Source organism: Mesorhizobium comanense, from assembly GCF_005503535.1.
Taxonomy (GTDB): domain Bacteria; phylum Pseudomonadota; class Alphaproteobacteria; order Rhizobiales; family Rhizobiaceae; genus Mesorhizobium; species Mesorhizobium comanense.
Window position 1 is genome coordinate 1 of sequence record NZ_SCNN01000018.1, and the last position, 25,996, is coordinate 25,996.

29 protein-coding genes are annotated in these 25,996 nt (G+C 62.8%); 14 read left to right on the top strand and 15 right to left on the bottom strand.

The genetic code is table 11. The features are described from left to right. The 4 genes from groL to FFS37_RS25355 form a co-directional block, all read left to right on the top strand. A partial coding sequence (groL, locus tag FFS37_RS25340) for a chaperonin GroEL (RefSeq protein ID WP_137933712.1) occupies positions 1–1,413 on the top strand: 1,413 nt, incomplete at its 5' end. Between the two features lie 418 nt (positions 1,414–1,831). After that, entirely contained in the window at positions 1,832–3,901 is a 2,070-nt protein-coding gene (locus FFS37_RS25345; protein ID WP_232375765.1) for a pilus assembly protein TadG-related protein, read from the top strand. Continuing rightward, the gene (locus tag FFS37_RS25350) at positions 3,898–4,503 is read left to right on the top strand and encodes a TadE/TadG family type IV pilus assembly protein (RefSeq protein WP_137933713.1); all 606 of its coding nucleotides are present in this window, start codon (positions 3,898–3,900) and stop codon (positions 4,501–4,503) included. The genes FFS37_RS25345 and FFS37_RS25350 overlap by 4 nt, the downstream gene beginning before the upstream one ends. Beyond that, positions 4,500–4,940 carry a TadE/TadG family type IV pilus assembly protein gene (locus FFS37_RS25355; RefSeq protein WP_137933714.1) on the top strand — a complete coding sequence of 147 codons (441 nt, stop codon included), beginning with the start codon at positions 4,500–4,502 and terminating at the stop codon, positions 4,938–4,940. The genes FFS37_RS25350 and FFS37_RS25355 overlap by 4 nt, the downstream gene beginning before the upstream one ends. 74 nt (positions 4,941–5,014) lie before the next feature. Here FFS37_RS25355 and FFS37_RS25360 read toward each other — a convergent pair whose 3' ends face one another. From FFS37_RS25360 to FFS37_RS25390, 8 genes are all read right to left on the bottom strand, one after another. Continuing rightward, entirely contained in the window at positions 5,015–5,626 is a 612-nt protein-coding gene (locus FFS37_RS25360) for a LysE family translocator (RefSeq protein ID WP_137933842.1), read from the bottom strand. A gap of 58 nt (positions 5,627–5,684) precedes the next feature. Continuing rightward, positions 5,685–6,020 carry a YkgJ family cysteine cluster protein gene (locus FFS37_RS25365; RefSeq protein WP_137933715.1) on the bottom strand — a complete coding sequence of 112 codons (336 nt, stop codon included), beginning with the start codon at positions 6,018–6,020 and terminating at the stop codon, positions 5,685–5,687. A 53-nt stretch (positions 6,021–6,073) separates the two neighbouring features. Next, positions 6,074–6,241 carry a hypothetical protein gene (locus tag FFS37_RS35845; protein WP_171026415.1) on the bottom strand — a complete coding sequence of 56 codons (168 nt, stop codon included), beginning with the start codon at positions 6,239–6,241 and terminating at the stop codon, positions 6,074–6,076. A gap of 2 nt (positions 6,242–6,243) precedes the next feature. Further along, entirely contained in the window at positions 6,244–6,648 is a 405-nt protein-coding gene (locus FFS37_RS25370) for a hypothetical protein (protein WP_137933716.1), read from the bottom strand. Next, entirely contained in the window at positions 6,648–6,875 is a 228-nt protein-coding gene (locus tag FFS37_RS25375; RefSeq protein ID WP_137933717.1) for a hypothetical protein, read from the bottom strand. The genes FFS37_RS25370 and FFS37_RS25375 overlap by 1 nt, the downstream gene beginning before the upstream one ends. Positions 6,876–7,208: 333 nt before the next feature. Then, complete coding sequence (locus FFS37_RS25380) at positions 7,209–7,418, bottom strand: cold-shock protein (protein WP_010915421.1); 210 nt, start codon at positions 7,416–7,418, stop codon at positions 7,209–7,211. Between the two features lie 207 nt (positions 7,419–7,625). Next, entirely contained in the window at positions 7,626–8,999 is a 1,374-nt protein-coding gene (locus tag FFS37_RS25385) for an HD-GYP domain-containing protein (protein ID WP_137933718.1), read from the bottom strand. A gap of 97 nt (positions 9,000–9,096) precedes the next feature. Continuing rightward, the gene (locus tag FFS37_RS25390; protein WP_137933719.1) at positions 9,097–9,750 is read right to left on the bottom strand and encodes a glutathione S-transferase family protein; all 654 of its coding nucleotides are present in this window, start codon (positions 9,748–9,750) and stop codon (positions 9,097–9,099) included. A 211-nt stretch (positions 9,751–9,961) separates the two neighbouring features. On the opposite strand from FFS37_RS25390, the gene FFS37_RS25395 reads away from it, so the two are divergent. Then, positions 9,962–10,141 carry a CsbD family protein gene (locus tag FFS37_RS25395; RefSeq protein ID WP_137933720.1) on the top strand — a complete coding sequence of 60 codons (180 nt, stop codon included), beginning with the start codon at positions 9,962–9,964 and terminating at the stop codon, positions 10,139–10,141. 52 nt (positions 10,142–10,193) lie between these two features. On the opposite strand, the gene FFS37_RS25400 is transcribed toward FFS37_RS25395, so the two are convergent. Further along, the gene (locus FFS37_RS25400; RefSeq protein WP_137933721.1) at positions 10,194–11,327 is read right to left on the bottom strand and encodes a metallophosphoesterase; all 1,134 of its coding nucleotides are present in this window, start codon (positions 11,325–11,327) and stop codon (positions 10,194–10,196) included. 94 nt (positions 11,328–11,421) lie between these two features. Next, the gene (locus FFS37_RS25405; RefSeq protein WP_137933722.1) at positions 11,422–11,991 is read right to left on the bottom strand and encodes a TetR/AcrR family transcriptional regulator; all 570 of its coding nucleotides are present in this window, start codon (positions 11,989–11,991) and stop codon (positions 11,422–11,424) included. Between the two features lie 80 nt (positions 11,992–12,071). Here FFS37_RS25405 and FFS37_RS25410 point away from each other — a divergent pair, with 80 nt between their 5' ends. Further along, positions 12,072–12,917 (top strand): NIPSNAP family protein, encoded by an 846-nt coding sequence (locus FFS37_RS25410; RefSeq protein ID WP_332311904.1) that lies wholly within the window; start codon positions 12,072–12,074, stop codon positions 12,915–12,917. A 101-nt stretch (positions 12,918–13,018) separates the two neighbouring features. On the opposite strand, the gene FFS37_RS25415 is transcribed toward FFS37_RS25410, so the two are convergent. Together FFS37_RS25415 and choX are read right to left on the bottom strand one after the other, a co-directional pair. Next, the gene (locus FFS37_RS25415; RefSeq protein ID WP_137933723.1) at positions 13,019–13,858 is read right to left on the bottom strand and encodes an alpha/beta fold hydrolase; all 840 of its coding nucleotides are present in this window, start codon (positions 13,856–13,858) and stop codon (positions 13,019–13,021) included. After that, positions 13,855–14,793, bottom strand: coding sequence for a choline ABC transporter substrate-binding protein (gene choX, locus FFS37_RS25420; protein ID WP_137933724.1), 939 nt, complete (start codon positions 14,791–14,793; stop codon positions 13,855–13,857). Before choX ends, FFS37_RS25415 begins: the two co-directional genes overlap by 4 nt. Positions 14,794–14,870: 77 nt before the next feature. On the opposite strand from choX, the gene betI reads away from it, so the two are divergent. Further along, positions 14,871–15,509: a choline-binding transcriptional repressor BetI gene (betI, locus tag FFS37_RS25425; RefSeq protein WP_137933725.1), complete on the top strand. Its 639-nt coding sequence runs from the start codon at positions 14,871–14,873 to the stop codon at positions 15,507–15,509. Between the two features lie 33 nt (positions 15,510–15,542). Here the strand turns inward: betI and FFS37_RS25430 are convergent, their stop codons facing one another. Next, positions 15,543–16,382, bottom strand: a complete 840-nt coding sequence (locus FFS37_RS25430) for a glycosyl transferase family 90 (protein WP_171026416.1) — start codon at positions 16,380–16,382, stop codon at positions 15,543–15,545. A 399-nt stretch (positions 16,383–16,781) separates the two neighbouring features. On the opposite strand from FFS37_RS25430, the gene FFS37_RS36205 reads away from it, so the two are divergent. The 5 genes from FFS37_RS36205 to FFS37_RS25455 all read left to right on the top strand — a co-directional run bounded on the left by FFS37_RS36205 (position 16,782) and on the right by FFS37_RS25455 (position 20,447). Beyond that, entirely contained in the window at positions 16,782–17,087 is a 306-nt protein-coding gene (locus tag FFS37_RS36205) for a hypothetical protein (RefSeq protein WP_232375766.1), read from the top strand. A 113-nt stretch (positions 17,088–17,200) separates the two neighbouring features. After that, positions 17,201–17,752: a DUF805 domain-containing protein gene (locus FFS37_RS25440; protein WP_137933727.1), complete on the top strand. Its 552-nt coding sequence runs from the start codon at positions 17,201–17,203 to the stop codon at positions 17,750–17,752. 175 nt (positions 17,753–17,927) lie between these two features. Further along, a complete protein-coding gene (gene fumC / locus FFS37_RS25445; protein ID WP_137933728.1) occupies positions 17,928–19,325 on the top strand; it encodes a class II fumarate hydratase in 1,398 nt (465 codons plus the stop codon). A 178-nt stretch (positions 19,326–19,503) separates the two neighbouring features. Then, complete coding sequence (locus FFS37_RS25450) at positions 19,504–19,926, top strand: DoxX family protein (protein ID WP_137933729.1); 423 nt, start codon at positions 19,504–19,506, stop codon at positions 19,924–19,926. A 122-nt stretch (positions 19,927–20,048) separates the two neighbouring features. After that, positions 20,049–20,447, top strand: a complete 399-nt coding sequence (locus FFS37_RS25455; RefSeq protein WP_137933730.1) for a DoxX family protein — start codon at positions 20,049–20,051, stop codon at positions 20,445–20,447. A 122-nt stretch (positions 20,448–20,569) separates the two neighbouring features. Here the strand turns inward: FFS37_RS25455 and ppx are convergent, their stop codons facing one another. Then, positions 20,570–22,105, bottom strand: a complete 1,536-nt coding sequence (gene ppx / locus FFS37_RS25460; protein WP_137933731.1) for an exopolyphosphatase — start codon at positions 22,103–22,105, stop codon at positions 20,570–20,572. Next, positions 22,105–24,297, bottom strand: a complete 2,193-nt coding sequence (locus FFS37_RS25465; RefSeq protein WP_137933732.1) for an RNA degradosome polyphosphate kinase — start codon at positions 24,295–24,297, stop codon at positions 22,105–22,107. Before FFS37_RS25465 ends, ppx begins: the two co-directional genes overlap by 1 nt. Positions 24,298–24,464: 167 nt before the next feature. Between FFS37_RS25465 and FFS37_RS25470 the strand changes: the two genes are divergently transcribed. Both FFS37_RS25470 and FFS37_RS25475 read left to right on the top strand, forming a co-directional pair. Further along, a complete protein-coding gene (locus FFS37_RS25470) occupies positions 24,465–24,710 on the top strand; it encodes a zinc-finger domain-containing protein (protein ID WP_032929729.1) in 246 nt (81 codons plus the stop codon). A 19-nt stretch (positions 24,711–24,729) separates the two neighbouring features. Continuing rightward, positions 24,730–25,968, top strand: coding sequence for an FAD-dependent monooxygenase (locus FFS37_RS25475; protein ID WP_137933844.1), 1,239 nt, complete (start codon positions 24,730–24,732; stop codon positions 25,966–25,968). The last annotated feature ends 28 nt before the right edge of the window (positions 25,969–25,996 follow it).

Sequence of the window (25,996 nt, forward strand, 5' to 3'; positions counted from 1 at the left end):
AACGACATCGCCGGCGACGGCACCACGACCGCGACCGTTCTGGCGCAGTCGATCGTCCAGGAAGGCCACAAGGCGGTTGCCGCCGGCATGAACCCGATGGACCTGAAGCGCGGTATCGATCTGGCTGTCACCGAAGTCGTCGCGGCTCTCGGCAAGGCTGCCAAGAAGATCAAGACCTCCGAGGAAGTTGCCCAGGTCGGCACGATCTCGGCCAATGGCGACGAGTCGGTCGGCAAGATGATCGCGGAAGCGATGCAGAAGGTCGGCAACGAAGGCGTCATCACGGTTGAGGAAGCCAAGACCGCCGAGACCGAACTCGAAGTCGTCGAAGGCATGCAGTTCGACCGCGGCTACCTGTCGCCCTACTTCGTCACCAACGCCGACAAGATGGTCGCCGATCTGGAAGACGCCTACATCCTGCTGCACGAGAAGAAGCTCTCCAACCTCCAGGCCATGCTGCCGGTTCTCGAGGCTGTCGTTCAGACCTCCAAGCCGCTGCTCATCATCTCGGAAGACGTCGAAGGCGAGGCTCTGGCCACGCTGGTCGTCAACAAGCTGCGTGGCGGCCTGAAGATCGCCGCCGTCAAGGCGCCGGGCTTCGGTGATCGCCGCAAGGCCATGCTGGAAGACATCGCCATCCTCACCGGTGGCCAGGTCATCTCGGAAGACCTCGGCATCAAGCTCGAGAACGTCGGTCTCAACATGCTCGGCCGCGCCAAGAAGGTGTCGATCTCCAAGGAGAACACCACCATCGTCGACGGCGCCGGCAAGAAGGCCGAGATCCAGGGCCGCGTTGCCCAGATCAAGCAGCAGATCGAAGAGACCACCTCGGACTACGACAAGGAGAAGCTGCAGGAACGTCTCGCCAAGCTGGCGGGCGGCGTTGCGGTGATCCGCGTCGGCGGTGCGACAGAAGTGGAAGTCAAGGAAAAGAAGGACCGCGTTGACGACGCTCTGAACGCGACCCGCGCGGCCGTGGAAGAAGGCATCGTTGCAGGCGGCGGCGTCGCTCTCCTGCGCGCTTCGGCCAACATCAAGGCTGCCGGCGCCAATGCCGACCAGGCTGCTGGCATCAACATCGTGCGTCGTGCTCTGCAGGCTCCGGCCCGCCAGATCGCTGCCAACGCCGGTGCGGAAGCTTCGATCGTTGCCGGCAAGATCCTTGAGAACAAGGGCGCGACCTTCGGCTACAATGCCCAGTCGGGCGAATATGGCGACATGATCGCCATGGGCATCGTCGACCCGGTCAAGGTCGTGCGCACGGCTCTCCAGGACGCGGCCTCGGTCGCCGGCCTGCTCGTCACCACCGAAGCCATGATCGCGGAGGCTCCGAAGAAGGAGTCGGCTGGCGGCGGCATGCCTGGCGGCATGGGCGGCGGCGGCATGGGCGGCATGGGCGGCATGGATTTCTAAGAAATCCATAAAGCACGCCCATGAGCTTAAGTTGCTCAAGCCCGCAAGCGGGCTTGAGTGGCGGCATGGATTTCTAAGAAATCCATAAAGCACGCTTCAGCTACGGAAAGGGCGCCGCAAGGCGCCCTTTTTCGTCGTGCCGTTACAGTTATCAGCACTGTGGAGACTTCCCCTTACCCTACAATCCTAGATCAACGGCGCCCCTGTCATGGCCCGCGCCATCAAATCGCCCAGCGGGTCTCGCCTTGCTGGTACTGCCTATTTCATGAGCAGTTTCCCAGCAAAATCAGCAGCTTCGAGTGCGATCTGGTGACATCGCGCAAATTTGTCGGACAATATTTTTTAACATATTTGCGATTACTAAAGGGCAAGAGCACGGCTGGGTTGCTCCAGCGTGTGGCGTGTCGGGTAATCATCGATGCAATTTCTCCGGCGATTTTTGCAAAACCGCGACGGCAACGTGCTGATTGTCTCGGCGCTTGTGCTGCCGCTACTGATCGGCATGGCCGCGCTGGTCACTGAATATGGCGGCGCCCTGGTGGAGCGTGCCGACAATCAGCGCGTCGCCGACCTGTCCGCCTATGCGGGCGCCCTCGCCTACAACAAGAACCAGTCCACCGATCAGATGACCGCCACCGCCGTCAGCGTGGCGGTGCTCAACGGCGTTCCCGCCGGCAACGTGCAGGTGAGTCTGGTCGCTTCGCCCAAAACGGCCGGCGTCAACGCCGTTTCGGTGTCGATCAATACCTACAAGACCTTGCTCCTGGCGCGTGTCATGAGTGATCGCCAACAATTGCAGATCTACGCCAATTCCGTGGCCGAGATCGGCGCCAAGCCGCAGACGCCCGGATGCATGCTGGCGCTTGACGGCACCCAGACCGGCATAACGCTGAGCGGCGGCACCTCGATCTCGGCGCCGAAATGTACCGTTTCCTCGAACAACACGGTGACTGTTCCCTGCGGCACCAGCATTTCGGCGATCGGCGTCAACTACAATTCGGCCGCTGCCCCGAGCCAGCCCTGCAACGGCATCACCGGGCCCGGCGGAGCGGCGGCGGTGATCACCAAGACGTCGACCCCCGATCCGCTGGCCGGCAATTCGGCGGTCACGGCCGCCGTGGCCCGATTCTCGACGGTCGCGGCAATGTCGGCAGCGACTGCTCCCGCCGCGCCGACCAACACCACCGGGACCAACATCGACTTTGCGTGGGATCAAACCGCGACGACGAATGCCGCCATAGCCGCGGGCTGTACCGCTTCCTGGTCCCAGCCGACCTGGACGTTCAGTTGCGGCAGCAAAACGACGGTCAATCTGGGCACCGTGACCATCGGCGGCGGCATCAATCTGAACTTCGCCACTTCGGGGGCCGCGACGACCGTCTACAATTTCGCGGGTGACTTCACGACCAGCGCCACAACCAATTTCGGTCCAGGCACCTACAATTTCGCCAAGACCTTGACCACCGCGGGGACCACGACTTTCGGCGCAGGCACTTACAACATCGGCAAGCAGGTCACCACGGCCGGCACCACGACCTTCGGCGCAGGCGCTTTCAACTTCACCAAGGGCCTGACGACGGGCGGCGGCGGCACAACCACCTTCGGCGCCGGCACCTTCAAATTCGGCATGAGCGACAACACCTGCGGCGGCACCGCGCGGGTCAGCCTGTGCAACACCAGCACGCTCACCTTCGGCGGACCGAGCACGTTCGAACTGGGTGGCGGGCTGAACAACACCGGCGGCTCGACGATCACTTTCGGCTCCGGTACGTCGAACAGCTACAAGATCGGCCCCGGCGGCAATGGCGATGCCATCACGCTCGGCGGCGGCTCCAAGACAGTCATGGCCGACGCCACCAGCTCGGGCGTGTTCCAGGTCGTCGGCAATGTGAACGGAGGCGGAGGCGGCAGCTGCTTCGTTATTCCCGCCACCGCGCAACATGACGTAGAGGGCAACTTCATCGCCTCGGGCGCGGTGCTGCTCGGCGCCGGCGTCTACACGATCGATGGTTATTTCGCTCTGGGCGGCAGCGGCGGCGGCAGCGCCAGTTGCGGCGGCAGCACGATCAGCGTCAGCGGGACCAACGTGACATTGGTGCTGTCGGGTAAGGCCAAGTCGAATTCGGGAAGCTGCAGCGGCTATGTCTTCTGCGTAGCGGCCGGCTACAGCAACATCGTGCTTACCGCCCCCCAGACCGGCGCCACGGCCAAGCTTGCCGTCATCGGGCCGACATCGACTTCGGTCACGGCCGGCGCCACCTTCGCCGAAGGCGGCTCCAACGCGCAGATTTCCGGTGCATTCTACTTCCCCTACGGCCCTATCATCATGAATGGCGGCTCCAGCGTCCTGGGCTCGGCGAGCGATACGAGCAAATGCCTGCAGATGATCGGCTCGCGCATCACGCTTTCGGGCGGCACGGCGGCCGCATCCGAATGTATTGCCGCCTCCAGCAGCAGCGCCAGCAGCAAGGTGAGTCTCGTCCAATGACAAACCGGGGCCGCTTCGATAGCCATTCGTTCGCCAGCCGACTCTCTTCGTTCGCCACCTTGCTTCGGCGCGACAGAAGTGGCGTGTCGGCGGTCGAATTCGCGCTGATCAGCCCGGTGTTTCTGCTGATCCTGGCCGGCACTGTCGATATCGGCGGCTCGCTGAAGGCAAAGTTCGAGTTGAGCACTGCCGTTTCGGCCGGCTCCAACTATGCCTTGCTCAATGGCGACAAGGTCAACTCCTCCGGCGGCAGCGCGCTGGCCGGCAACATCATGGCAGTCGTCGCCAGCGGCTTGAGCGGCAATGGCGGCGGTGTTCAGGTCGTCATCAACAATGGCGCCGCGGTTGCCTATGACGCCAACACGTCGACCGCGACACAATCCGGCACGGCCGCCAATGCCGACCTCTGCTATTGCACGGGCAGTTCGGGAGCGGTGGCCTGGAGCACGCCAGTGGCATGCGGCAACGTCTGCAGCAACGGCACGATTGCGGGAAAGTTCGTGACGATCACGGCAAGCAAGCCATATACGCCGATTTTTGGCGGTCTGGGCATCGTCCAGAACGGCAGCATCACCGTGCAGTCCGTGGTGCAACCACAATGAGCCTCTACCGGTCATTCCTGCGCGACAGATCCGGCGCCAATGCCGTCGAGTTCGCGCTTCTGTCGGTGCCGGTGCTGCTCATGCTCATGGGCACGTTCGAGTTCGGCCGCATGTACTGGGCACAGCATGTGCTGAATGAAATCGCCGCGGCCGGAGCACGCTGCATGGGTGTGCTGCAGAGCGGCTGCACGCTGAACGGCGCCTACAGCGCAGCCAGTGCGACCAGCTACATCAGCAACCGGGCGGCGACCGACGGCATCATCCTGAACAGTGCCAACATCACTGTGAACAACAACACAACCTGTTCAGGCCTGTCCGGCTTTTCGAGCGTCCAGGTTTCCTACACATTCGCCACCGTGATGCCGGCCTTCATCACATCGCTTGCGAACGGGCCGAACCTCAGCGCCCAGGCCTGCTTTCCGAACCAGGGAGCTTGAATAGCACCGGCGGCCCAGCCGCATGATGCCGAGCGCCGGGCTTTCGCGGCAGCAAGCGCTGTCTTTCGACCGGCCTAGCGGTCCGCCAGCGCCAGCTTGGCACCCAGCATCACGAAGGCGCCGGCAAAAGTCCGGCGCATCCAGGTCAGCAGCATCGGCCGAGACACGACGTGGCTGCGCACCGACGCCGCGAACACGCCGTATATGGCGAAGACCACGAAGGTCATCAGCATGAAGACGCCGGACAGTTCCAGCATCCTGGCAAAGGCATGCGGCTCGGTGGTGCTGACGAATTGCGGCAGGAAAGCAAAGAAGAAGATCGACAGTTTCGGGTTCAGGATGTTGATCAGGATGCCGGAGGTGATGGTCCTGGCGGTCGAGCGCGGCGCGACCGTCTCGTCCACGGCCAACCCGCCGCTCTCCTTCAGCGTGTTCCAGGCCATGTAAAGGAGATAGGCGACACCAAGATATTTCAGCGTTTCGAAGGCGACGGCACTTGTGTGTAGCACCGCGGCAAGGCCGGTGATGGCGGCGGCCATATGTGGAATGATGCCCAGCGTGCAGGCAAAGGCCGCGACAATCGAGGCGCGCGCGCCGCGCGAAAGGCCGGCGCTCAGCGTGTAGAGAACGCCGGTGCCGGGCGAGGCCACGATAATCAGCGACGTCAACAGGAATTCGATGCTCAAGGTTTCCTCCACGGCCCTGCCCTGGCGCAGCGTAGCCAGCGCGGTGACCGCGCGCAAGCTATCCGCGATCCTGGCCGCAATCCTGGCCAGAGTCATGGAATGTCGGCAATCCATGTGCCCGGCGCGCCATCAGGCAATCATCGTCACCGGGCATGCACGCGCGACAGACATCCGGGCGGACTTCGTAGATGCCGCAGGCCGTCGCCTTGCCGACTTCGCCGGACAGCGCCGAGCAACGAACGCCCTCGCATCGCATGCCGGATTCATTGGCTGCCACGAACTTCGCCGGGATTCGGTCGAGCTGCGCATCGTCTTCCGTGGAAAAACGCGGCCATTCGGCCGAATAGGAACAGCAGGCACCGCAGCTCTGGCAGTCGAAGACCAACGCCGGCATGCCGTGCGTTGGCGAATGGTCTGGATCTCGATCCGCGTCTTGCCGCAAGGCGACTACGTCTTCTTTTTCTTGGGCTTGCCCTTCCCCGGCTCGGCGGGAGCGTTGAAAAGGTCGGTCGCGGCGGGCTCACCCGCGGCCTTCGCGGCGGCAACGGCCTTGGCGGGACTGGCAGGGGCAGGAGTCGCAGCCGGCTGGGCCTTGGCGGAGAACTTTATGGCCATCGTCAGTCCTCACTGTCGGGGCGCGAAGGCGCGCGCGGATTGCGCAGCCGGCCGATCAGGGCGGAAACCGCCGTGATATTCATTTCCTCCGGCGACCACATCCCTGCTGCCTCGATGTGGTGCGGTCCAAGTTCACGATGCGTGCTGCCGCTGTAGGCCGCGTCCTGACGGGTGACCAGCTGGCGCGTCTTGGGATCCTCGCGGACATATTCAATGAGGTAATTCGGGCATTCAGCGCGGCTGCGCACGGCGATCCGCACCTGCGCATCGCCAAACGCCCTCTTGCAGCGCTCGAGCCTTTCGAGCACGCGCCGGACATATTCGACAGGCTTGTCCAGGACTTCGACCATATCCGCGATGGTGGCATCGGCCGCGATCGGCGTGGGCGGGACGCGCTTGGTGGCCATCAGCGTTTTCCGGCTCGTTTCGGTAGCGCGGCAAGTGCGGCGGCCGCGGCAATCTCGTCGGCTTCCTTTTCCAGGCGCAATTCACGCAAGCGGGCGGTCTTGGCTTCCCGTGCCTCGCTGACGGCATCGCGCTCGGACAGGATGCGATTGAGCGACATCGACTGGGTCTGCGTCTTGCTGAACAGCGATATCGCCGGATCGGCGGCTGTCTTTGAATGAGCGGTCAAAATCTTTCTCCTGTCAGGAGCCTGGTGCCGATAGGGCGAGACCGGGTCATCGGCCAGGACCACGCACAAAGCAATACGGCAGCGGAATTTTCTGGAGCGTCCTTAGCACGTTCCAGCCGGCGTGCAGCGCACTTTCGACGGCTAGCCAGGCAAAATGAAAAAGGCCAGGCACCGCCTGACCTTCATGAGAACGTCGCGCATCCGGTTGGATGCGCAGGTCCCCTCATACGCACGACATGCCGTGGGACCTCAGGTCTCCGCGGCCATGCGCCAGAATTCATCCCTCACCGGTGCCAGTACATCCGTGGTCACCGGGAGAGCTGAATTCCTTTTTCAGGCCGCCTTCAACTGGTCGGCGGACATCTTGCCCGACTTGTTGTCGCGGACCATCTCGTAGCCGAGCTTCTGGCCCTCGACGATGTCACGCATGCCGGCGCGCTCGACGGCCGAGATGTGGACGAAAACGTCGGCGGAGCCGTCGTCAGGCTGAATAAAACCAAAGCCTTTGGTGGCATTGAACCATTTAACTGTGCCGGTGCTCATGACGAACCCTTTCCATGGTAAATATTCATTCGCCGTCATGCGGATGCACAACGTCGTTTGTCTCGATTTTTGATGTGGGAAGTTCGTCAAAGTCGCGCTTGAAAGCGCGGATAACAAAAGTCAATCAAACAAATATCGACGAATTTCTTCTAGGACTATTTCACCACGATGTCAAACGTCGCTCCGACAGGCGGCAGGGCGGCGCGCTCAGGCAGCCATCCGATCCAGTTGCATGACGGCCCGTTGCAGAGCCTCGAAGCAGGCCGGATCGATCGCCGTGCCGACATCGCCGGCCATGATCGCGAGGGCTTTGGAGACAGGCATGGCCGCGCGGTACGGCCGCTCCGCCGTCAGCGCGTCAAAGATGTCGGCCGTGGTGACGATACGGGTATCGAGATCGATCGCATCGGCGCTCACACCGCGCGGATAGCCGTTGCCATCGAGCCTCTCATGGTGCGCGCCGGCAATGCGCGACAGTTCGCGAAACGCGCCGATCCGCGACAGGATGATCTCGCCGAGCGCGGGATGGTGACGAACGGCGGCCCATTCGGCCTCGTCCAGCTTGCCGGGCTTGTCGAGTATCTGGTTGGAAACGCCGAGCTTGCCGATGTCGTGCAGCAAGGCGGCGCGCTTCAAGCGCCGCCTGCGCTGATCATCCAGCCCGAGTTCCTCGGCAATCAGGTCCGTGAACAAGGCCACACGTTCGCTGTGGCCATTGGTGAAGGGCGATTTGGCATCGACGACCTTGGCGAAGGCCGCGGCAACATCGTCCAGGTAGTCTTCGTCGATAGGCAGGCGATGATCTCCCGGAGACAGCCCGACAACAGCCATCGAAAGTTCCGGTGAATCGAGCATGGCCCAGAATCCGGGCGCGCTGGCCGCCCGCTCGCAGGCCGCGACAAGGGACGGTTCGAACCATGTGCCGGAGCGCGCGCGCAATTCGGCGATGGCTCCTTCGGCGCCGGCACTGGCGTAGAAGACATCGGCGATCTGGGCGACCAGCGCAATGCGCGCGAGAGGCGAGATCGCCTCCCCTGCCAGGCGGGCGGGCTGGCCCTGCCCGTTCCAGTGTTCGTCAAGATCCATGACGCCTCGGGCCACGGGCTCTGGAAACCGCATCTGGCGGACGATTTCGGCGCCTGTCTGGCAACGGGTCTGGAACAGTTCGTTGGCGATGGTGCCGCCGTTCATGGCGATGTTGAGCAGCGCGCGGAAGCGTTCGGCAAGCTTGGCCTTCATGCCTGTGCGTGAAAGAACGAAGCGCAGGATCTGCGGCAGGCTGTCATTGATGAGATGGAAGTCATGCTTGAGCGCGATGTCATCGGCGAGGTAGAGGCTGCAGATGCGCGCCGCGTTGCTGCTGCAGCCGACATCCTTGAGCAGAAGCGTGTAGTAGAGGTTCGAAAGCTCTGCCTGCGACAGCCCGATCTCGAGGCCGATGTGAAAACCGATCCAGCATGCGCGGACACAGTGGCCGGTCGGGTGGCCTTCACTGATATCCAGCGCATAACTCAGCGCGCTGACCAGTTCGGAAAGCCCGACACCGTCGCTCTGCGGTCCTAGCTGCGAAACCCCGGACATGTTGCCACCCCTGACACTTCGGGATGGAAACATGCGGCTGCTTAACGTTCCGTTCCACCTCTGGCTGTGGCCGGTTGCAGATGGCGCATCCGTTGGCCTATTCGTCCGGCCCTGGCTCCGGCCACGGCTCCCTGGCCGCTTCCGCATACCAGTGCCGCATCGCCGGCGTCGCCAGCACCGCGTCGACGTAGGCCCTGGTGTCAGTGGCGAGGTCGCCGCCGTAGGTGTCAAAGCGGGTGGCGACCGGCGCGTACATGGCGTCGGCCGCGGTGAAATGGCCGAACAGGAACGGGCCGCCTTTGCCGTATCTTTGGCGACATTCGCGCCACAGCGCCTCGATGCGCGCCCGCTGCGCCTCACCTTCGGCGTCGAGCGGCTTGTGAGCCTTCGGCCGCCGTAAATTCATCGGCCAGCCATAGCGAACCTCGCGAAAGCCGGAATGCATCTCGGTCGCGGCCGCGCGCGCCAGCGAACGGGCGCCGATGTCGGCAGGCCACAGCTGCTTCTCGGGAAAGAGATCGGCGAGATATTCAAGGATCGCAAGCGTTTCCCAGACGATTCTGCCATTGTGATTCAGGACTGGGACCTGGCCGGTTGGCGACACCTTCGCCAGATTGGCGGCGGTTTCGGGCGTGCGGAGCCGCACAAACCCTTCCTCGAATGGAATTTCCAGATGCCTCATTGCCACCCATGGCCTGAGCGACCATGAGGAGAAGCACTTGTTGCCGATGTAGAGTGTGAATTCCGCCATTGTCCTCCCCATGCGCATGCTCGAACCGGAGCTTCCATCCGGTGCATCCCGCCAACCTAGCGTGCCAGCCTTGCTGCCGGAAGTCGCCGCGTCGCTCATCGGCGCCGGCGACAAGCCTGGAACTTAAGAAGCTTGGAACCTAACCGGTGCCGGCTCGTTAGCTTGCCGCGAATGAATTCCTCCGAATTCAAAACTCCCAGGAGATGCGGACATGGTGAACAAGGATCAGATCGCCGGCGTGGCCAAACAGGTCAAGGGTTCGGTCAAGGAAGCGGCCGGCAAGGCTACCGGTAACCGCCAGACACAGGCGGAGGGCATGGCCGACAAGGCAGCCGGCAAGGTGCAGAAGGCCTATGGCGACGTAAAGGACAAGGTCAAGAAAGCACTCTGATCAGCAAAGTCCTCCGGTCATAACGAAAGGCGGCTGTCAATGGCCGCCTTTCTCATATGGACCATGCCTTGCTGAAGGCGCTGGTGAAGGCGATGCCGCCGTGGTCGTCCGTTGCCTCCCCCAACACGACGTCCATAGCGTTGCCGGTCACCCTGGCCAGTGCAAAGCCACCCATGTAAGCAGCCTTCGGCTTGAACAGGTCGAGCCCGTCACGGCGGTAGACCAACGGCGTCTCGTGCTGGTGGCCGTGAAAGACGGCAACAACATTGTAGCCCTTGAGAGCCGCCAGCAACGCCTGCCTGTCGGAGTCGGCCCACCAGTGCGGCGCGCCGGAGCCGTCATCGTCGAAAGTCCGTCGGACAGGATCCCATCGCTCGGTCGAAAATGTATCCCAGCCATAGTGCTGGAACAGGATGACAGGGCGGCCATCCGCCGCATAGGTCGCCAGATCCTGCTTGAGCCATGGCAGGCTCGAGTCGGCGCCATGCCCGGTGTCACCGGCGAAACGATGCGTCTGCACCAGATGAAGACCGCCCCAATCCCATGAATAGCAATCGGTCTCGACATCGTAGCTGGTGGCCGGCACGGGTGGTTTGAAAAACACGCCGACGCGATGGTTGACCTCGACATAGTCGCGCATTTCGCGCCGGTACCAGTCGACATGGGGCGGCGGGCCGTTCTGGTCGAGATCGTGGTTGCCGAGCCCGACATAGACCGGCATGTGAACACGGTCCGGTCCGACGCCCTGGCTGTAGCGCTGGCTGAACTGGAGAAGCTGCGTGCCCTCGCTCGGCTGGGTGATCTGACCACCGCCATCGTCGGTCATGTCGCCGCCAACGACGAGGCCGAGCGGCATGCCGATCCGGTTGCCGGCCGAACGCAGGCCCGTGGCGACACCGTTGATTTGCGCCGGCCAGTCCTTGTCCGCGACGGCATTCAACGCCGCGACATTGCGCAACAGCGCCGCGTCGGTCTTGCCTTCCTGCTGGCAGTTCGGACTCAAGCCGCTAGCCATGCGGCAGGCATGGACATCGGCAATGAACAGGAAGGTGGCGTCGACCGGCTGGATGCGCTGCCCGGTCTGAGCGAGCGCCGGACGCGCAGCCATACCAGCGGCGGCAAGGCCGGCGGCCTGAATCAGGAAGCTGCGTCTGGAAAACAATGGCCGGGAACGATGATTCATCATCCGCGCAGTTTCAGCATACGCGGCGCCTCTCCGTCCAGTTTCAATCACCGTGACGACGGCCTCGTCATCGATGGCGGGCCGAGCGGCCGAAGGGTCAAGCGGCCGGCTGACCGGAGACTGGCAGGGCCGCAAGGCATTGACGCAGCACCGTGGCTTCCTGAGCGGTCTTGGCCATCGACATCGCACCGGAATAGGTGGCGATCACGAGTGCCGCAAAGCGTTCGGGATCGATGCCTTTCTCCCCGCCATTCTGCTGGTCGGCCCTGACCTTCTCGGCAATCGCCTCGCGCCATGCGCGGAATATGCGGGCAAGAGCGGCGCGGAAATCGGGATCGGCAAGCGACAATTCATGCGCAAGGTTGTTGAGCGGGCAGCCGCGCACGAAACCCTGCTTTTCCAGTTCGTCCGCCGCGGCCTCGAACACCAGCCGCACTCCGTCGCGCGCCGAGGCCGCGGCCAAGACAGGTCCGATCCATGTCTTGGCGACCGCCTCCGCCACACGCTCGTCGATCACCGCCAGGCCAAGCGCCTTCTTGGTCGGGAAGTGGTGGTGCAGCGCACCGCCGCTGACACCGGCGGCCGCCATCAGATCGCCCAGGCTGGAGCCATGATAGCCCTTCTCCTGAAATGACGCCTCGGCGACATCAAGTACCTTTTTGCGCATGCCCTCGGGATCGTTGGTGCGTTTTTGTGCCCCAGGAATGGTTCGAACGATCTCTGCTGTCATGAAGCGACAATAGCAGGTTGACAAAACAGGACAACCGGTCTGTTTATAAACAGGTTGATTGCCCTGTTTTTGGAGACTGCCCGATGAACCTTCCCCCTAATGCCGTGCTGAAGCCCGTAACCCTCGCCTCTCCCGTCATCGAACTGCGCCAGTACACATTGAAGCCAGGCGAGCGCGAGACACTGATCGCGCTCTTCGACGCGGAATTCATCGAGAGCCAGGAGGACGCCGGAATGACCATCATCGGCCAGTTCCGGGATCTTGACCGCCCCGACATGTTCGTGTGGCTGCGCGGCTTCGACGGCATGGACGCCCGCAGGGATGCGCTTTCGGCATTCTACGGCGGCCCGGTCTGGGCGATGCATCGCAATGCGGCCAACGCGACAATGATCGATTCCGACGACGTGCTGTTGTTGAAGCCGGCATGGCCAGGAGCCGCTTTCAATCTGTCGGGCGCACATCGGGCGCCTCTGAAAACCACCGGAGAATCCATTCAAAACAAACAGCTGGCTGAAATCATTGTCATCCAGATTCATCATTTGAAGCGCGGCGCCGAGGTTGGTTTCGCAAACCGGTTCAATATCGAGGCGGCGCCGTTGATGGCAGGGTGCGGCGCCCGCCAGCTGGCCGCCCTTGTTACGGAACATGCTGAAAACAGCTTTCCTCGATTGCCTGTGCGCCCGGGCGAGAATGTCTTCATCAGCGTCACAGCATTCGACAATGCCGGCGCTCATGCGAGCTACAAGGCGACGCTTGCGCAGTCGGCCGAGTGGCAGGCTCTCCAGCACCGTGCGCAAGCCGACTTGGCCAGGCCGGACGAGACGCTGCGCCTCACGCCGACCGCACGCTCGTTGTTGAGATGACTAAATCAGGATGACGTTTCGTTGAATCGCCACCCTGATCTAGCTCCTTGTTGGAGCATGATCTTTTCCGAAAACCGGTTCCCACTTTTCGGGATCATGCTCTATTCCGCGAGATCAGAGAGGCCGAACGCTCCGGCGATAGCCCTGGCGACGGAAGCCGGCGCTTCCCAGTGAGGATTGTGGCCGCATCCTTCCGCCTGGATCAAGCGCGCGTGAGGCAGAGCGGATGACAGCGCCTGCTGATGCGGTTCGTCGAACAGCGGGTCACATGCGCCGGCGATGATCAGCGTGCGGACCCGCACGGCCTGAGCCAGGCCGGTCAGGTCGGTCCGGCATACTTCCTCCAGGATGGCGCGCCAGCGCTGAGCCGGCATCGCCGATGCGTCTGCCGCCAATCCCGCAAGAAAGGCTCCTGGCACGACCGGCTGGCAGGCGTGCCACCAGGCGAAAAGCGGGTCGGCCGGCGATATCGGGTCGTGCAAGGTCTCGACGGCGACCAGCAACGGATGGCCGGGCGTGAAGCCAGGCTTCAATGTGCTGGCCAGCACGACAAGGCCGCCGACAAGATCCGGCTGACGCGCGGCCAGTGAAATCGCCACCATGCCGCCCAGCGAATGGCCGACGAGGATCGGCCGATGCAGCCGCAACCGTCGGATCAGGCCAGCGATATCGGCGGCTAAATCGGCGACGCCATGAGCAGCCCCTTCCTGCGAGGCGCCATGGCCGCGCAAATCCGGCATGATCAGCCGGCGGCCGGCGAGATGCGGCGCGAGCAGCGAGAAGCTGCGGCTGGTGTCGGTAAACCCATGGACCAGCAGAAGCGCCGGTTCGGCCCCCTCGATCTCGACATAGGCCTGGCCCAGACCGTCGACATCGATGAATTGCTTGCGCCCGGCCCAGGCATCCTGCTCCGGAGAGGCTTCCAGGACCACTGGTCTCACAGGCCGAGCTTTTCCTTGACGGCGGCGAGGCCAGGCTTGCCGTCGAATGTCGTGACGCCCGCAAGCCACGCGTCGAGGCGTCCCTTGTTCAGCGTGATCGACTTCAGCGCCCCCTCCTCCGGCTTCATGCCGTCATTGATGAGATAACCCATTCCGACATTTTCCATGTCGATGTCGAAGGCGAGATTCTTGAGGAGCTGCGCCACGTTCGGACATTCCTGCAGATAGCCCTTGCGCACCTGGGTCGTCACCGTCGCGGCACCGAAGTTTGGACCGAAGAATTTGTCGCCGCCGGTCAGGTACTTGAAATCATACATGGTGTTCATCGGATGCGGGGCCCAGCCCTGGAACACGATGAACTGCTTCTCCTTGATCTCATAGCCGACCTCGGAGAGCATGCCGGCCTCGCTCGATTCCACCACATGCCAGCCGTCGAGGCCAAAGGCGGGATCGGCTATGGCGTCCATCATCAGCTGGTTGGAGCCGGGTTCGATGCCGTACATCTTCTTGCCGAACTTGTCGGCGAATTTGTGCAGGTCGGCGACATCCTTGACGCCGGCCTCCCAGACATAGGTCGGCACCGCGAAGGTATATTTGGCGCCCACGAGATTGACGCGCACATTCTCCACCGAGCCGTCCTTCTTGTAGGGCTCGTAGTAGGTGACCATGGCCGGATCCCAATAGCCCAGGAACAGGTCGAGATCCCGGTTCTTCATGCCCTCGTAGATAACGTTGATGCCGAGCACCTCGCTCTGCGGCTGATAGCCGAGCGCTTGCAGCAGCACATTGGCGACCCCCGTTGTGAAAGCGAGATCGTTCCAGCCGGGCTCCGCCATGCGGACAGCGCGACATTGCTCGGGTTCCGCCGCCTGCGCGACGTGCGGGGCCAGCATCAATGCGGCAAGACAGACACCACTTACGGCAATACGCGACATTTCCGTTCTCCTCATGAATTTGACCAATAGGTCTGTTTATTGTCCCATTGGTCAATTCTTGATCTGAGCGGACGAAGATGTCAACGTGGATTCGTCACGCGTGGATTGAACCCATGAAGCTCAAGCGTCTCGGAGATATACGCCGCAAGGAATTGCGGCAGGCGGCCTTCGCAGTGCTGGAGCGTGAAGGCATTGCCGGCGCCACACTGGAAAAGGTGGCGGCCCATGCAGGCGCTTCCAAAGGCATCGTGCTGCACTACTTCCGCAACAAGCAGGAACTGTTCGAGCATGCGATGCGGGAGGCCAACGCGGTTCTGTGCAATGCCGTGGTCGCCAGGCTTCGCCAGGCCCGCACTCCGATCGAGCGCCTGGATGCGGTGATCGAAGGCAATTTCGAGGAACACCTGTTCCTGCCACCACTTTGCCATGCCTGGCTTTCGCTCTGCGCCGAGGTACCGCGCGACGAGAAGCTCGCGCGTATCCAGAAGGTCATCCATGGTCGCATGCGCTCGAACCTGCTGTCGGGCTTGCGCGGGCTCACCTCTGTCGCGGATGCCGACGATATCGCGCTCGGTGTCACTGCACTGATCGACGGGCTTTGGTTGCGGCTCGGCCTGCAGCCGGGCAGCGTTTCGCGAGAACAGGCGATCCGCCAGGTCAAGGGCTATGTCAGTGCGCGTCTGGCCGGTCAGGAACGGCCGGCCACCGGCGCCTGAGCCCATCCCCGGGCGACCGCAACAAAAGAAACCTCAGCCAGGCCAGGCTCTCGACCGCGGGCGGTTTTGAAGGCCGGACTTCAGATTGCCGCCGGCGGTCGCATGGTTCCGCAGAAGCCGCGCCCATGCCGCAACGGCCGCCGCGCGGGTCAACCGGGTCCGCGCGAAATGCTGCGCCTCCCTGGCTATTTCGGCTTCCAACTTCGGATTGGCGCGCAGCCACTCGATGCGCTCGGTCAGGTCGGACATGTCGCGGGCCACGGGCACATAGTGGCGGAACGGCTCGATATCGTCGAAGAACCATTCGCGCCAGGGCCTCTCCTGCAGCAGCACAACGCGCCTGCTATGAAGCAGCATCTTGAAGCGCCCGCTGTAGCCGGCGCCCTCGATGTCGATCATGTAGCGGTAGGTGGCAATCTGCTCCTCCATGGTCTTGAAGGCGCCCGAATACTGGTGGGTCGCGCTGTCATAGCCGGGCGCGGCGTCATAGGCCTCCAGCAGGTCAGGCCGGACCGCGGCTATCTGCACCAACGCCTTGCGCGGATCGTTCATACAGCGCCCGGTCCAGAAGGCACGGTCGTCGCTCGGCGGGCATTCCGACGCCGCCGCTATCGCAACCGTCTTTTGATCGTAGTTGTCGAACTTCGCTTCACACCAGCCGTTGAATGTGAAATCGGGAGCGGCAATCTCGGCATATCCGTCTTCGTTGGAAAAACCAAACCGCGTCCGGAAGCGGCGTTTGTTGGGAAAAGGTCTATCACCCAGATTGACATAGAAGGGCGGAATCTCGCGAACACCCAGCGATGCCAGCGCATCGGCAATGATTCCCAGGATCTGCATATGCCGCTGAAGCCAGGCCTTGCGGAAGGTCACCTTCAATTTTCCCGCTCTAAACCGGCAGTACATTTCCTCACGGTTGAGCCCAAAAAGAAAGCCCCGACGCCGTTCCACCATTTCAACAGGCAGCGGCATATCAGCGACGGTTGAATTCAAAAGAATCATTTCAAAAATACTTTCAAGATCCGATCTTCAATCCAGATTGTTTTCAGAATGGCCCTTCATGACCCGGCTGCCCCGGCCTTGCAAGACCCTCGCCAGAACAGCTGGCCGAAGTCCATGGCCGGGATAGCCAGACGGGCTTGCCCTGGCAGACTCCCAATGGTCGAGACCCGACACATCAACTGCTGAGGTACAGATGACGTAGCTTCGCGGCAGGTGGGCGTTGAGCACCGGTGGCTCGGATGGCATCGCCCCCGGACGGTGGGTACCACCATGCGGCGCAAGACGGTCGACAACCTGCCCGCCGAAGCGCAAGCGGAACTGAAAGCCTATGTCGAACTCAGCTATCCGCTGGGCCGCATCAGCCGCCCAGACGGACCAGTGGCGGCATCTTTGCCATCGACGGCGGATACACGTCGGGATAAGCGCCGGGCCGCGCACGACAGGCCTCAGACGGAGCCCGGCGCATTGCCGTTCCAAACCGAAAGCGCCCACCAAGGGCTGCTTCCAGTAGAGAATTTCAAATCCCATCACCGGGAAATGCAATACTGCACCCTATTTATATATATCATTCAATAACAATTAACCATCGATCTATTGAGGTCGCCGCGCCGATTACTCAAATACAGTATCTTCAGCTACCTTTTACAAGATTTACGGATACTTTCCGCGCCGCCAACTGAGGAGAAGAAATGAATCTCTTGTTTGGATTTTCCGGACGCATCGGGCGCGGCCAATGGTGGCTGGCCCAGCTGGCAATTCTGGCCCTAGTGATTGCGACAGTCGCGGCCCTCATCCATGTCGGAGGCGCGTCGACCGGGCACAGGCTCAGATCGTTTCCCTCGGAAAGGCTGAGCGTCAATCTGGTGCTGCTCACCGGCGCCGCTCTTTCGCTCTGGATCAATTTCGCGGCAACGATCAAGCGATACCATGATCTGGACAAGTCGGGCCGATGGTCGCTGATCCTGTTCGTCCCCTATATCGGCGGACTGTGGGTGCTCGTCGAATGCGGCTTCTTCTCCGGTTCGGATGGTAACAACGACTATGGCCCACCGTCGGGCGCGAATGAGGCGAGGAACGACCTCAGCGCCACCATCTCGCGCATGACGGCCGAACGCCCGATCCAGCAGCAATCACGGTCCACCAGCGTGGCGCGGCAAGCCGGCAGGACGGAGGCCGCATCCGCGGCGTCACAAACGCGGCGCCCCACGGGTCCAGCCGGATTTGGTCGCCGCGGCCTGTAGCTCCAGAAAGGCATCTCCCAACGTATGGCGAGAGGCTGCACGGCAGTTGGACCGGGGAGCGAATTTGCACCAAGCCCCTTCAACCGATTTGCATCCTCATCGTGCTCAATCTCCGCTTGATGCGTTTTGTGCAACGCGATACGCCGTTGCCCAAATCGACAGACCGGAGATTGCCGTGAGCACGCCCAAGACCAGAACCGAAACCGACACGTTCGGCCCCATCGAGGTTGCAGCCGACCGATATTGGGGCGCGCAAGCGCAGCGTTCCCTGGGCAATTTCAAGATCGGCTGGGAAAAGCAGCCGGCCTCGATCGTGCGCGCGCTGGGTGTCGTCAAGCGGGCGGCCGCGGAAGCCAACATGGAGCTGAAGCGGCTCGATCCGGCGATCGGCAAGGCGATCGTCGAGGCTGCGCAAGAAGTGATCGACGGCAAGCTCAACGATCATTTCCCGCTCGTGGTCTGGCAGACCGGTTCGGGCACGCAGTCCAACATGAACGCCAATGAAGTGATCTCCAACCGGGCGATCGAGATGCTTGGCGGCGTCATGGGCTCGAAGAAGCCGGTGCATCCCAACGACCACGTCAATATGAGCCAGTCGTCGAACGACACCTACCCGACGGCCATGCATATCGCCTGCGCCGAGCGCATCGTGCACGATCTACTGCCGGCGCTGAAGCACCTGCACAAGGCGCTGGATGCGAAGGCCAGGGACTTCAACCACATCATCAAGATCGGCCGCACCCACACGCAGGATGCCACGCCCCTGACCCTCGGCCAGGAGTTTTCCGGCTACGCGGCTCAGGTGGCCTCGTCGATCAAGCGTATCGAGCTGACACTGCCCGGCCTGCAGGAGCTGGCGCAAGGCGGCACCGCCGTCGGCACCGGCCTCAATGCGCCGGTCGGCTTCGCCGAACGGGTGGCCGATCGCATCGCCGCCATCACCGGCATCGCCTTCGTCAGCGCGCCAAACAAGTTCGAGGCGCTTGCAGCGCACGATTCCATGGTGTTCTCGCACGGCGCCATCAACGCGGCCGCCGCCGCACTCTTCAAGGTCGCCAACGACATCCGCTTCCTGGGCTCGGGCCCGCGCTCGGGCCTCGGCGAACTGTCGCTGCCGGAAAACGAACCCGGCTCCTCGATCATGCCGGGCAAGGTCAATCCGACGCAGTGCGAAGCGATGACCCAGGTCTGCGTGCAGGTGTTCGGCAACAATGCAGCCGTGACTTTCGCAGGCAGCCAGGGCCATTTCGAGCTCAATGTCTACAACCCGCTGATGGCTTACAACTTCCTGCAGTCGGTGCAGCTGCTTTCCGACGCCTCTGTCTCCTTCACCGACAATTGCGTCGTCGGCATCGAGGCGCGCGAGGACAACATCAAGGCGGCGCTGGACCGCTCGCTGATGCTGGTGACGGCGCTGGCGCCGACCATCGGCTATGACAATGCCGCCAAGATCGCCAAGACGGCGCACAAGAACGGCACGACGCTGCGCGAGGAAGCGCTCGCCACCGGACTGGTCAGCGAGGCCGACTATGACCGGCTGGTGCGGCCGGAGGACATGACACATCCGGGATAAGGCATTTTTTCGCAGCAGATTTTACCGCGGTTCCCTCAGCCGGCGACACGAATTTCGCGCCGCCGGTTCGATCGCGGAAATGTATACTCTGTGAACAATGTGTCGCCACATAGACAGCTTTGGTGAACAGTCGGCATCGTCTATCTCTGGGGGCATTCAACCCATTCGGAGAGCCACCATGTCCGTCAACACTTCCGCCGCCGGCGCCGGCACCGCGTCCAACAGCGCCCTCACCATCCTGCTCGGCCGTATCCTGCTTGCCGTCATTTTCCTGCTTTCGGGTTTCGGCAAGCTCACCGCCATTTCCGGCACCGCGGCCTATTTCGGCGGCCTTGGCCTGCCGCTGCCCACCGTAACGGCGGTTGTCGTCGGCCTGATCGAACTGCTCGGCGGCCTTGCCGTCCTCGTCGGCTTCCAGACCCGCATCGCCGCCTGGGTGCTCGCAATCTTCACGATCGCCACCGGGCTGGTGGCGCATACCGGCTGGGCCGACCAGATGCAGATGATTCAGTTCCTCAAGAACCTCGCCATCGCCGGCGGCTTTATCCTGCTCGCCTCGTCGGGCGCCGGCGCCTACTCGATCGACGCCAAGCGCGGCTGAAGCTTTCCTCCCAAGCACCCGAAATGAGCGGCGCGGAATTTTCCGCGCCGCTTTTTCGTTGTCCAGTTGCAGGTATAGATTGCGGTCGCAGCCGGCGACCGACGCTTGCAAGGGAGGTGACCATGACCCGCAACGCAGTGCTTCTGGTCTCCAGACTGCTGTTTGCCGTGCTGTTCGTCCCGTCCGGTTTCCAGGCGCTCGCCAACATTGCGGGCACGACAGGCTATTTCGCCGGCCTCGGACTGCCATTTCCCACGCTGGCAGCCTGGGGCACAGGCCTGTTCGAGTTGATCGCAGGGCTTTTGATCCTCGTCGGCTTTCAGACCCGCGTCGTGGCGCTGCTGCTGGCCGCCTTCTGCATCGTGGCCGGCTTTATCGGCCATTACGGCCAGGGCGCCGGCGATGCGACGCTGGCCTTCCTGCACCAGCAGATGCTGATGAAGGATATCGCGATCTCCGGCGGCTTCCTGGCGCTCGCCATGGCCGGCGCCGGCGCTTGGTCGGCCGATGGGCGCGGTTAGCTCGCCTTGAATCCAGTGGCGAGCCTGGAACCAACCAGACATGTTGCCCGGGATTCAATCCTGTCTTCAAACACGATGTCCAACATCCGCCTGGGTCAGATGCCGCGCACCGTTGGCCGTCTTCATTTCACCGAAACGCTCTGCCCGCCTTCCACCGCAAGCACCAGGCGGCGGTTGGTAATGCGCGCCAGCTGCGCCATGCGGCCGGCCGGCCGCTCGCCGTAGAGGTCCGACAACGAAGCCGGCAGCACCAGCGCCAGCGCGCCGTTGGGGCGGGTTTCCCATTTCAATCTCGGCATGACGCCGGGCATCGCCGCTGTCAGCAGGTAGACCACGCGCATCATCGCCGCCAGAACGCGAGCGCGCTCGAGCAGGCGCGGCGGCGCCAGGGCCTTGATCTCGGGCGCGATGCCATCGTTGAAGATGCCGTCATGGCGATAGGCGTTGGCGAGCGCCAGATAGGCGCGGCCGGGATGGTCGACGCCGATGAAGGACGCATGCGCGATGATGTTGAGCGACTGCTTGCCGCGATACTCCGGATGCGCGCGCCAGCCTATGTCGGCGAGCAGACAGGCAGCATGGCGATAGCGCGCCTCGTCTTCCGTCTCATCGATGCCGAAGGCCTTGAAGGCCTTGCCGGTCCATTCTACCAGGTCGTGCGCGTGATGGACCGAGCGTGAGCGCAAAAGCGCGAGTTCCTCGGCCGCCGAGATCAGCGGATCCGCCTTCTGTTCTGCCGCATCGAGCAGCGAATAGAGGAAGCCTTCGCGCACGCCTTGCGCCGAAACGATGATCCTCGACGGCTGCATCGCCGCCATGATCTCCTGCAGCACGAGCGCACCGTACGGCAACAACGAACGGCGGTTCTTGGAGACGCCCTCGATCCCCCTCACCTTTTCCACCTCGCCCCTCGCCACCTGCCGGAGGAAGCTCTGGGCGCTGTCGGCCGATATTTCGTAATGGTGCATGACCCCAAGCGGGTAGTTGGTCATCTCCATATGCAGCCGGGCGAGGTTTCGCCAGGTGCCGCCGACGGCGTAGAAGGTCCTGCCCTGCCCGCCCTTTAGGAGCTTTGCCCGCGCCAGTTCCTGGCGTGCGATCTTCTGCGCCTGGACGAGCGAATTCTTGGACATGTCCTGCAGGCGCAGGCCGCCGAGGGGCAGGGTTATGCCGTCGCCGATCGCCTCACCGGCGATATCGATGAGTTCCAGGCTGCCGCCACCAAGGTCGCCGGCAATACCATTGGCCGGGTGGAAACCGGAAATGACGCCGAGCGCGGAATAATGAGCCTCCTGGCGGCCGGAAAGGACGCGGATCTCGGTCTTCAGCACATCTTCGGCACGATGGATGAAATCGGGACCGTTGATGGCCTCGCGCGCCGCGGCCGTTGCCAGCACATACATGTGCTCCGCCCCGGCCTGATCGGAAAGCGCGCGGAAGCGGCGAAACTCCTCCATCGAGCGCGCCACCCCCTCGGGGTCGAGCTTTCCCGTCGAGACAATGCCGCGGCCAAGGCCGGCCAGCATCTTTTCGTTGAACAGCATGGTCGGCGAGCGCGCCAGCCCTTCATAGACGACAAGACGGATCGAGTTCGAACCAATGTCGATGATGGACAGCGGTCGGCGGTCCTGCAGCCGGCCCTGGGAATTGGACAGCATCAGGCGGTGGCGTTCTTCTTGCGGCGCTTGAACTGCGCGATCCGCTTCGGTGCATGCGATTTCAGCGCGTCACCCCGTCCCGAGAGGCTCGGATTGGTCATGAAATATTCCTGCGCGTTGAACGGCTCCTCCCCCTCCTCAAGCACGACGCGCCGGGAGGTTCCATCAGCCAATACGTCGAAACTTTGCTGATTGTCCATGATGTTGCCCAGCATGATCTGGCCCAGAACCTGTTCATGCACAGTTGGATTGGTGATCGGCACCATGGTCTCGACGCGGCGGTCGAGATTGCGTGGCATGAGGTCGGCCGAGGAGATATAGACGATCGCCTCGTCGGCCGGCAGCCCATGGCCGTTGCCGAAACAGTAGATACGGCTGTGTTCCAGGAACCGGCCAACGATCGACTTGACCCTGATGTTCTCCGACAGGCCAGGCACCTGCGGCCTGAGGCAGCATATGCCTCGCACGACGAGGTCGATTTCAACCCCGGCGCGGCTTGCGTCATAGAGCGCGTCGATGATGATCGGGTCGACAAGCGCGTTCATCTTCATCCAGATGCGCGCCGGACGCCCCTCCAGCGCATGGGTGACCTCGTCGGAAATGTGCTGGAGGATGCGGTTGCGCAGCGTGAACGGGGATATCGCCAGCCGCATTTCGGCGGTCGGCTCGGCGTAGCCGGTGATGAAATTGAAGAGCTGGGCGACGTCGCGGGCGATCGTCGCATCGGTGGTGAAGAAGGACAGGTCGGTGTAGATGCGCGCCGTAACCGGATGGTAGTTGCCGGTGCCGAGATGGACGTAGTTGCGCAGCTTGCCATCCTCGCGCCGCACCACCAGCGACATCTTGGCGTGGGTCTTGAGCTCGAGGAAGCCGAATACGACCTGCACGCCGGCGCGTTCGAGGTCGCGCGCCCAGCGGATATTGGCTTCCTCGTCGAAGCGGGCCTTGAGCTCGACCAGCGCCGTCACCGACTTGCCGGCCTCCGCCGCATCGACCAGCGCGCGCACGATCGGGCTGTCGTTGGAGGTGCGGTAGAGCGTCTGCTTGATCGCCACCACTTCAGGATCGGCCATCGCCTGACGCAGGAACTGCACCACCACGTCGAAGGATTCGTAGGGGTGGTGAACGATGATATCCTTCTCGCGGATAGCGGCGAAACAGTCCCCGCCATGCTCGCGGATGCGCTCGGGGAAACGCGGATTGTAAGGCGTGAACTTCAAATCGTCGCGGGCAACCGCGACGATTTCGGAAATCTGGCTGAGCGCCAGCGGGCCAGTCAGCACGCTGATGCGGCTCGATGAAACGCCAAGTTCGCCGGCGACGAATTCGCGCAGTTCAGCCGGCATCAGCATGTCGAACTCGATGCGGATGACGGAGCCGCGGCGGCGGCGCTTCAACGCTGTTTCGAACAGCCGCACCAGGTCTTCCGATTCTTCCTCGACCTCGATGTCGCTGTCGCGGATGATGCGGAACGTGCCGGAGCCCTTGACCTCGTAGCCGGGGAACAGCTTGCCGATGTAAAGGCCGACCGCCTCCTCCAGGGGAATGAAGCGGACATGATGCTTGCGGTCCGGCAGACGGATGAAGCGCTTGAGCGCCACAGGCAAGCGCAAGAGCGCGCTCATCTCCTCGCCGTTCTTGCGGTGCCGCAATTGCAGCGCCATCGAGAAGCCGAGATTGGGGATGAACGGGAACGGATGCGCCGGATCGATCGACAGCGGGGTGAGCACCGGAAACACCTGATCCTGGAAGTGTTCTTCCAGCCAGACCTTCTCGTCCTTGGTCAGCGCGTCGCGGGTGATGCTCTCGATGCCTTCCTTGTTGAGCAGCACGGTCAGCGCCGAAAGGCTTTTCTGCTGATCCTCCTGCAGCCGCTCGACCTCGCGCAGCAATTGCTCGAGCTGCTGTTCGGGGGTGCGGCCATCCGGGCTCTTGAGTGCGATGCCCTCGCGCACCTGGCCGGCAAGGCCGGCGACGCGAACCATGAAGAACTCGTCGAGGTTGGCGGCCGAGATGGACAGGAAGCGCACACGCTCGAGTAGCGGATGGTGTGTGTTCAGCGATTCTTCCAGAACGCGGCGATTGAACTGCAGCCAGGAAAACTCACGATTGACGAAACGGTCGGGGTTGCCCTCCGGGCTCGCCGTCTCGACATTGTTGAATTCGCTCAGTACCGGCTTCAATTCGTTCATGGTTCCTGCTCTTGTCCCGCCTCAGCCGGTTAACCGGCTTAACTTATCCTGTGGCAGGCTTTTGCGACAGTTCTCTGACAGGCTTTTGCGACAGTTTGATTTCATCGAACTTGCAAACAGGCCTGATATGATCCAGATGCAGGAGAGACTGCGTTAAGGAGACGACGATGGCAGGCGGTTCCATTCCCCATTTCCAGAACGATGCGGGCCATCCCGCTATCGACATCGGGGTCAAGGAATTCATGTGCACGGGCGCCAACCCGCCGTTCGACCATCCGCATGTCTTTCTCGACATGGGCGACGACAATGAGAAGGTCTGTCCCTACTGTTCGACCCTTTACCGCTATTCACCGAAGCTGAAGGCGACGGAAACGGTGCCTGCCGGCTGCCTCTATATCGATCAGGCCGCCTGATTCTTTTGCGACAGAGATGATGGACGACACGCGCTCCCGGCAAGTCGTCATCGCCGGGGCGGGCATCGCCGGGCTGACGGCGGCCATCGCGTTCGCCGAACGCGGCTATTCCGTGCAGGTGTTCGAACAGGCACCGCGCCTCGAAGCGGCGGGCGCCGGCATCCAGCTTTCTCCCAACGCCACACGCATCCTTCGCCAACTCGGCGTGCTCGACCGGCTTTTGCCGGCGGCGGTGCGGCCCGAGGCCGTGGTGCTGAAGGACGCAAGGACGCTGCGCCAACTGGCGCGTGTGCCGCTGGGGCAAGCCGGTAAAAGCCGCTGGGGCGCGCCCTACCTCGTCGCGCACCGGGCCGATGTGCAGGGCGCGCTGATGGCGCGTGTTGTGGAATGGCCTGACATCAAAATCCGGACCGGAGCGCGCGTCGGCAAGATTTCCACAAGCCCTCACCACGTCACGGCAAGCGCGGAGATCGGGCAAGAGACAATCGAAGGGCATGGCTTGCTGCTGGTCGGCGCCGACGGCGTGTGGTCATCGGTGCGCGGGCTTGCAGGTTCGAAGGGCGGAGCCGTGTTCGCGGCAAGCCATTTTTCCGGCGAGTTGGCCTGGCGCGCAACCGTGGCGGCCGAAAGCCCTGCCGGACAGGCCTTTGCCGCCCTTGGCGCTGCCGACTGCGTCACCACCTTCCTGCATCCCGGCTTCCACATGGTCGCCTACCCGGTCAGCAAAGGCAGGGTCTTCAACCTCGCCGCCTTCACCAGGGGCGAGCGGATCGCCGAAGGCTGGGCGGGCCATGCCGACCCCGCCATCCTTGGCAAAGCCATGCGCGGCACCGCGCAGGCGTTGGGGAAGCTTGTCGCCCTGGCCGGCCCCTGGACGGCCTTTCCGATCCATACCGTCGAACAGAGCCGGTGGACGAACCCGCAAGGCATAGCGCTGATCGGCGACGCGGCGCATGCGATGACGCCGTTCGCCGCACAAGGCGCGGCGATGGCGATCGAGGATGCGGCAATGCTGGCCAAGACCATGGCCGACTTCCCTGCTGATCCTCAGCAGAGCCTCGCCATCTGGGAGAACCTGCGACGGCCACGCGTCGAAAAGGTGCGCAAGCGCGGCGCGCTCAACCGGCTTGCCTGGCATGCCCGGGGTCCGGTGGCACTGGCCCGCAACCTGGTGCTGGCGATGCGGCCGGCGGAGAAGCTCGCGGCCGATCTCGACTGGCTCTATGGCTGGGAGCAAGCGAAAGTCATCCGGCGCTGACAGTTCGCAATGATGCGGCCGGGGGCAT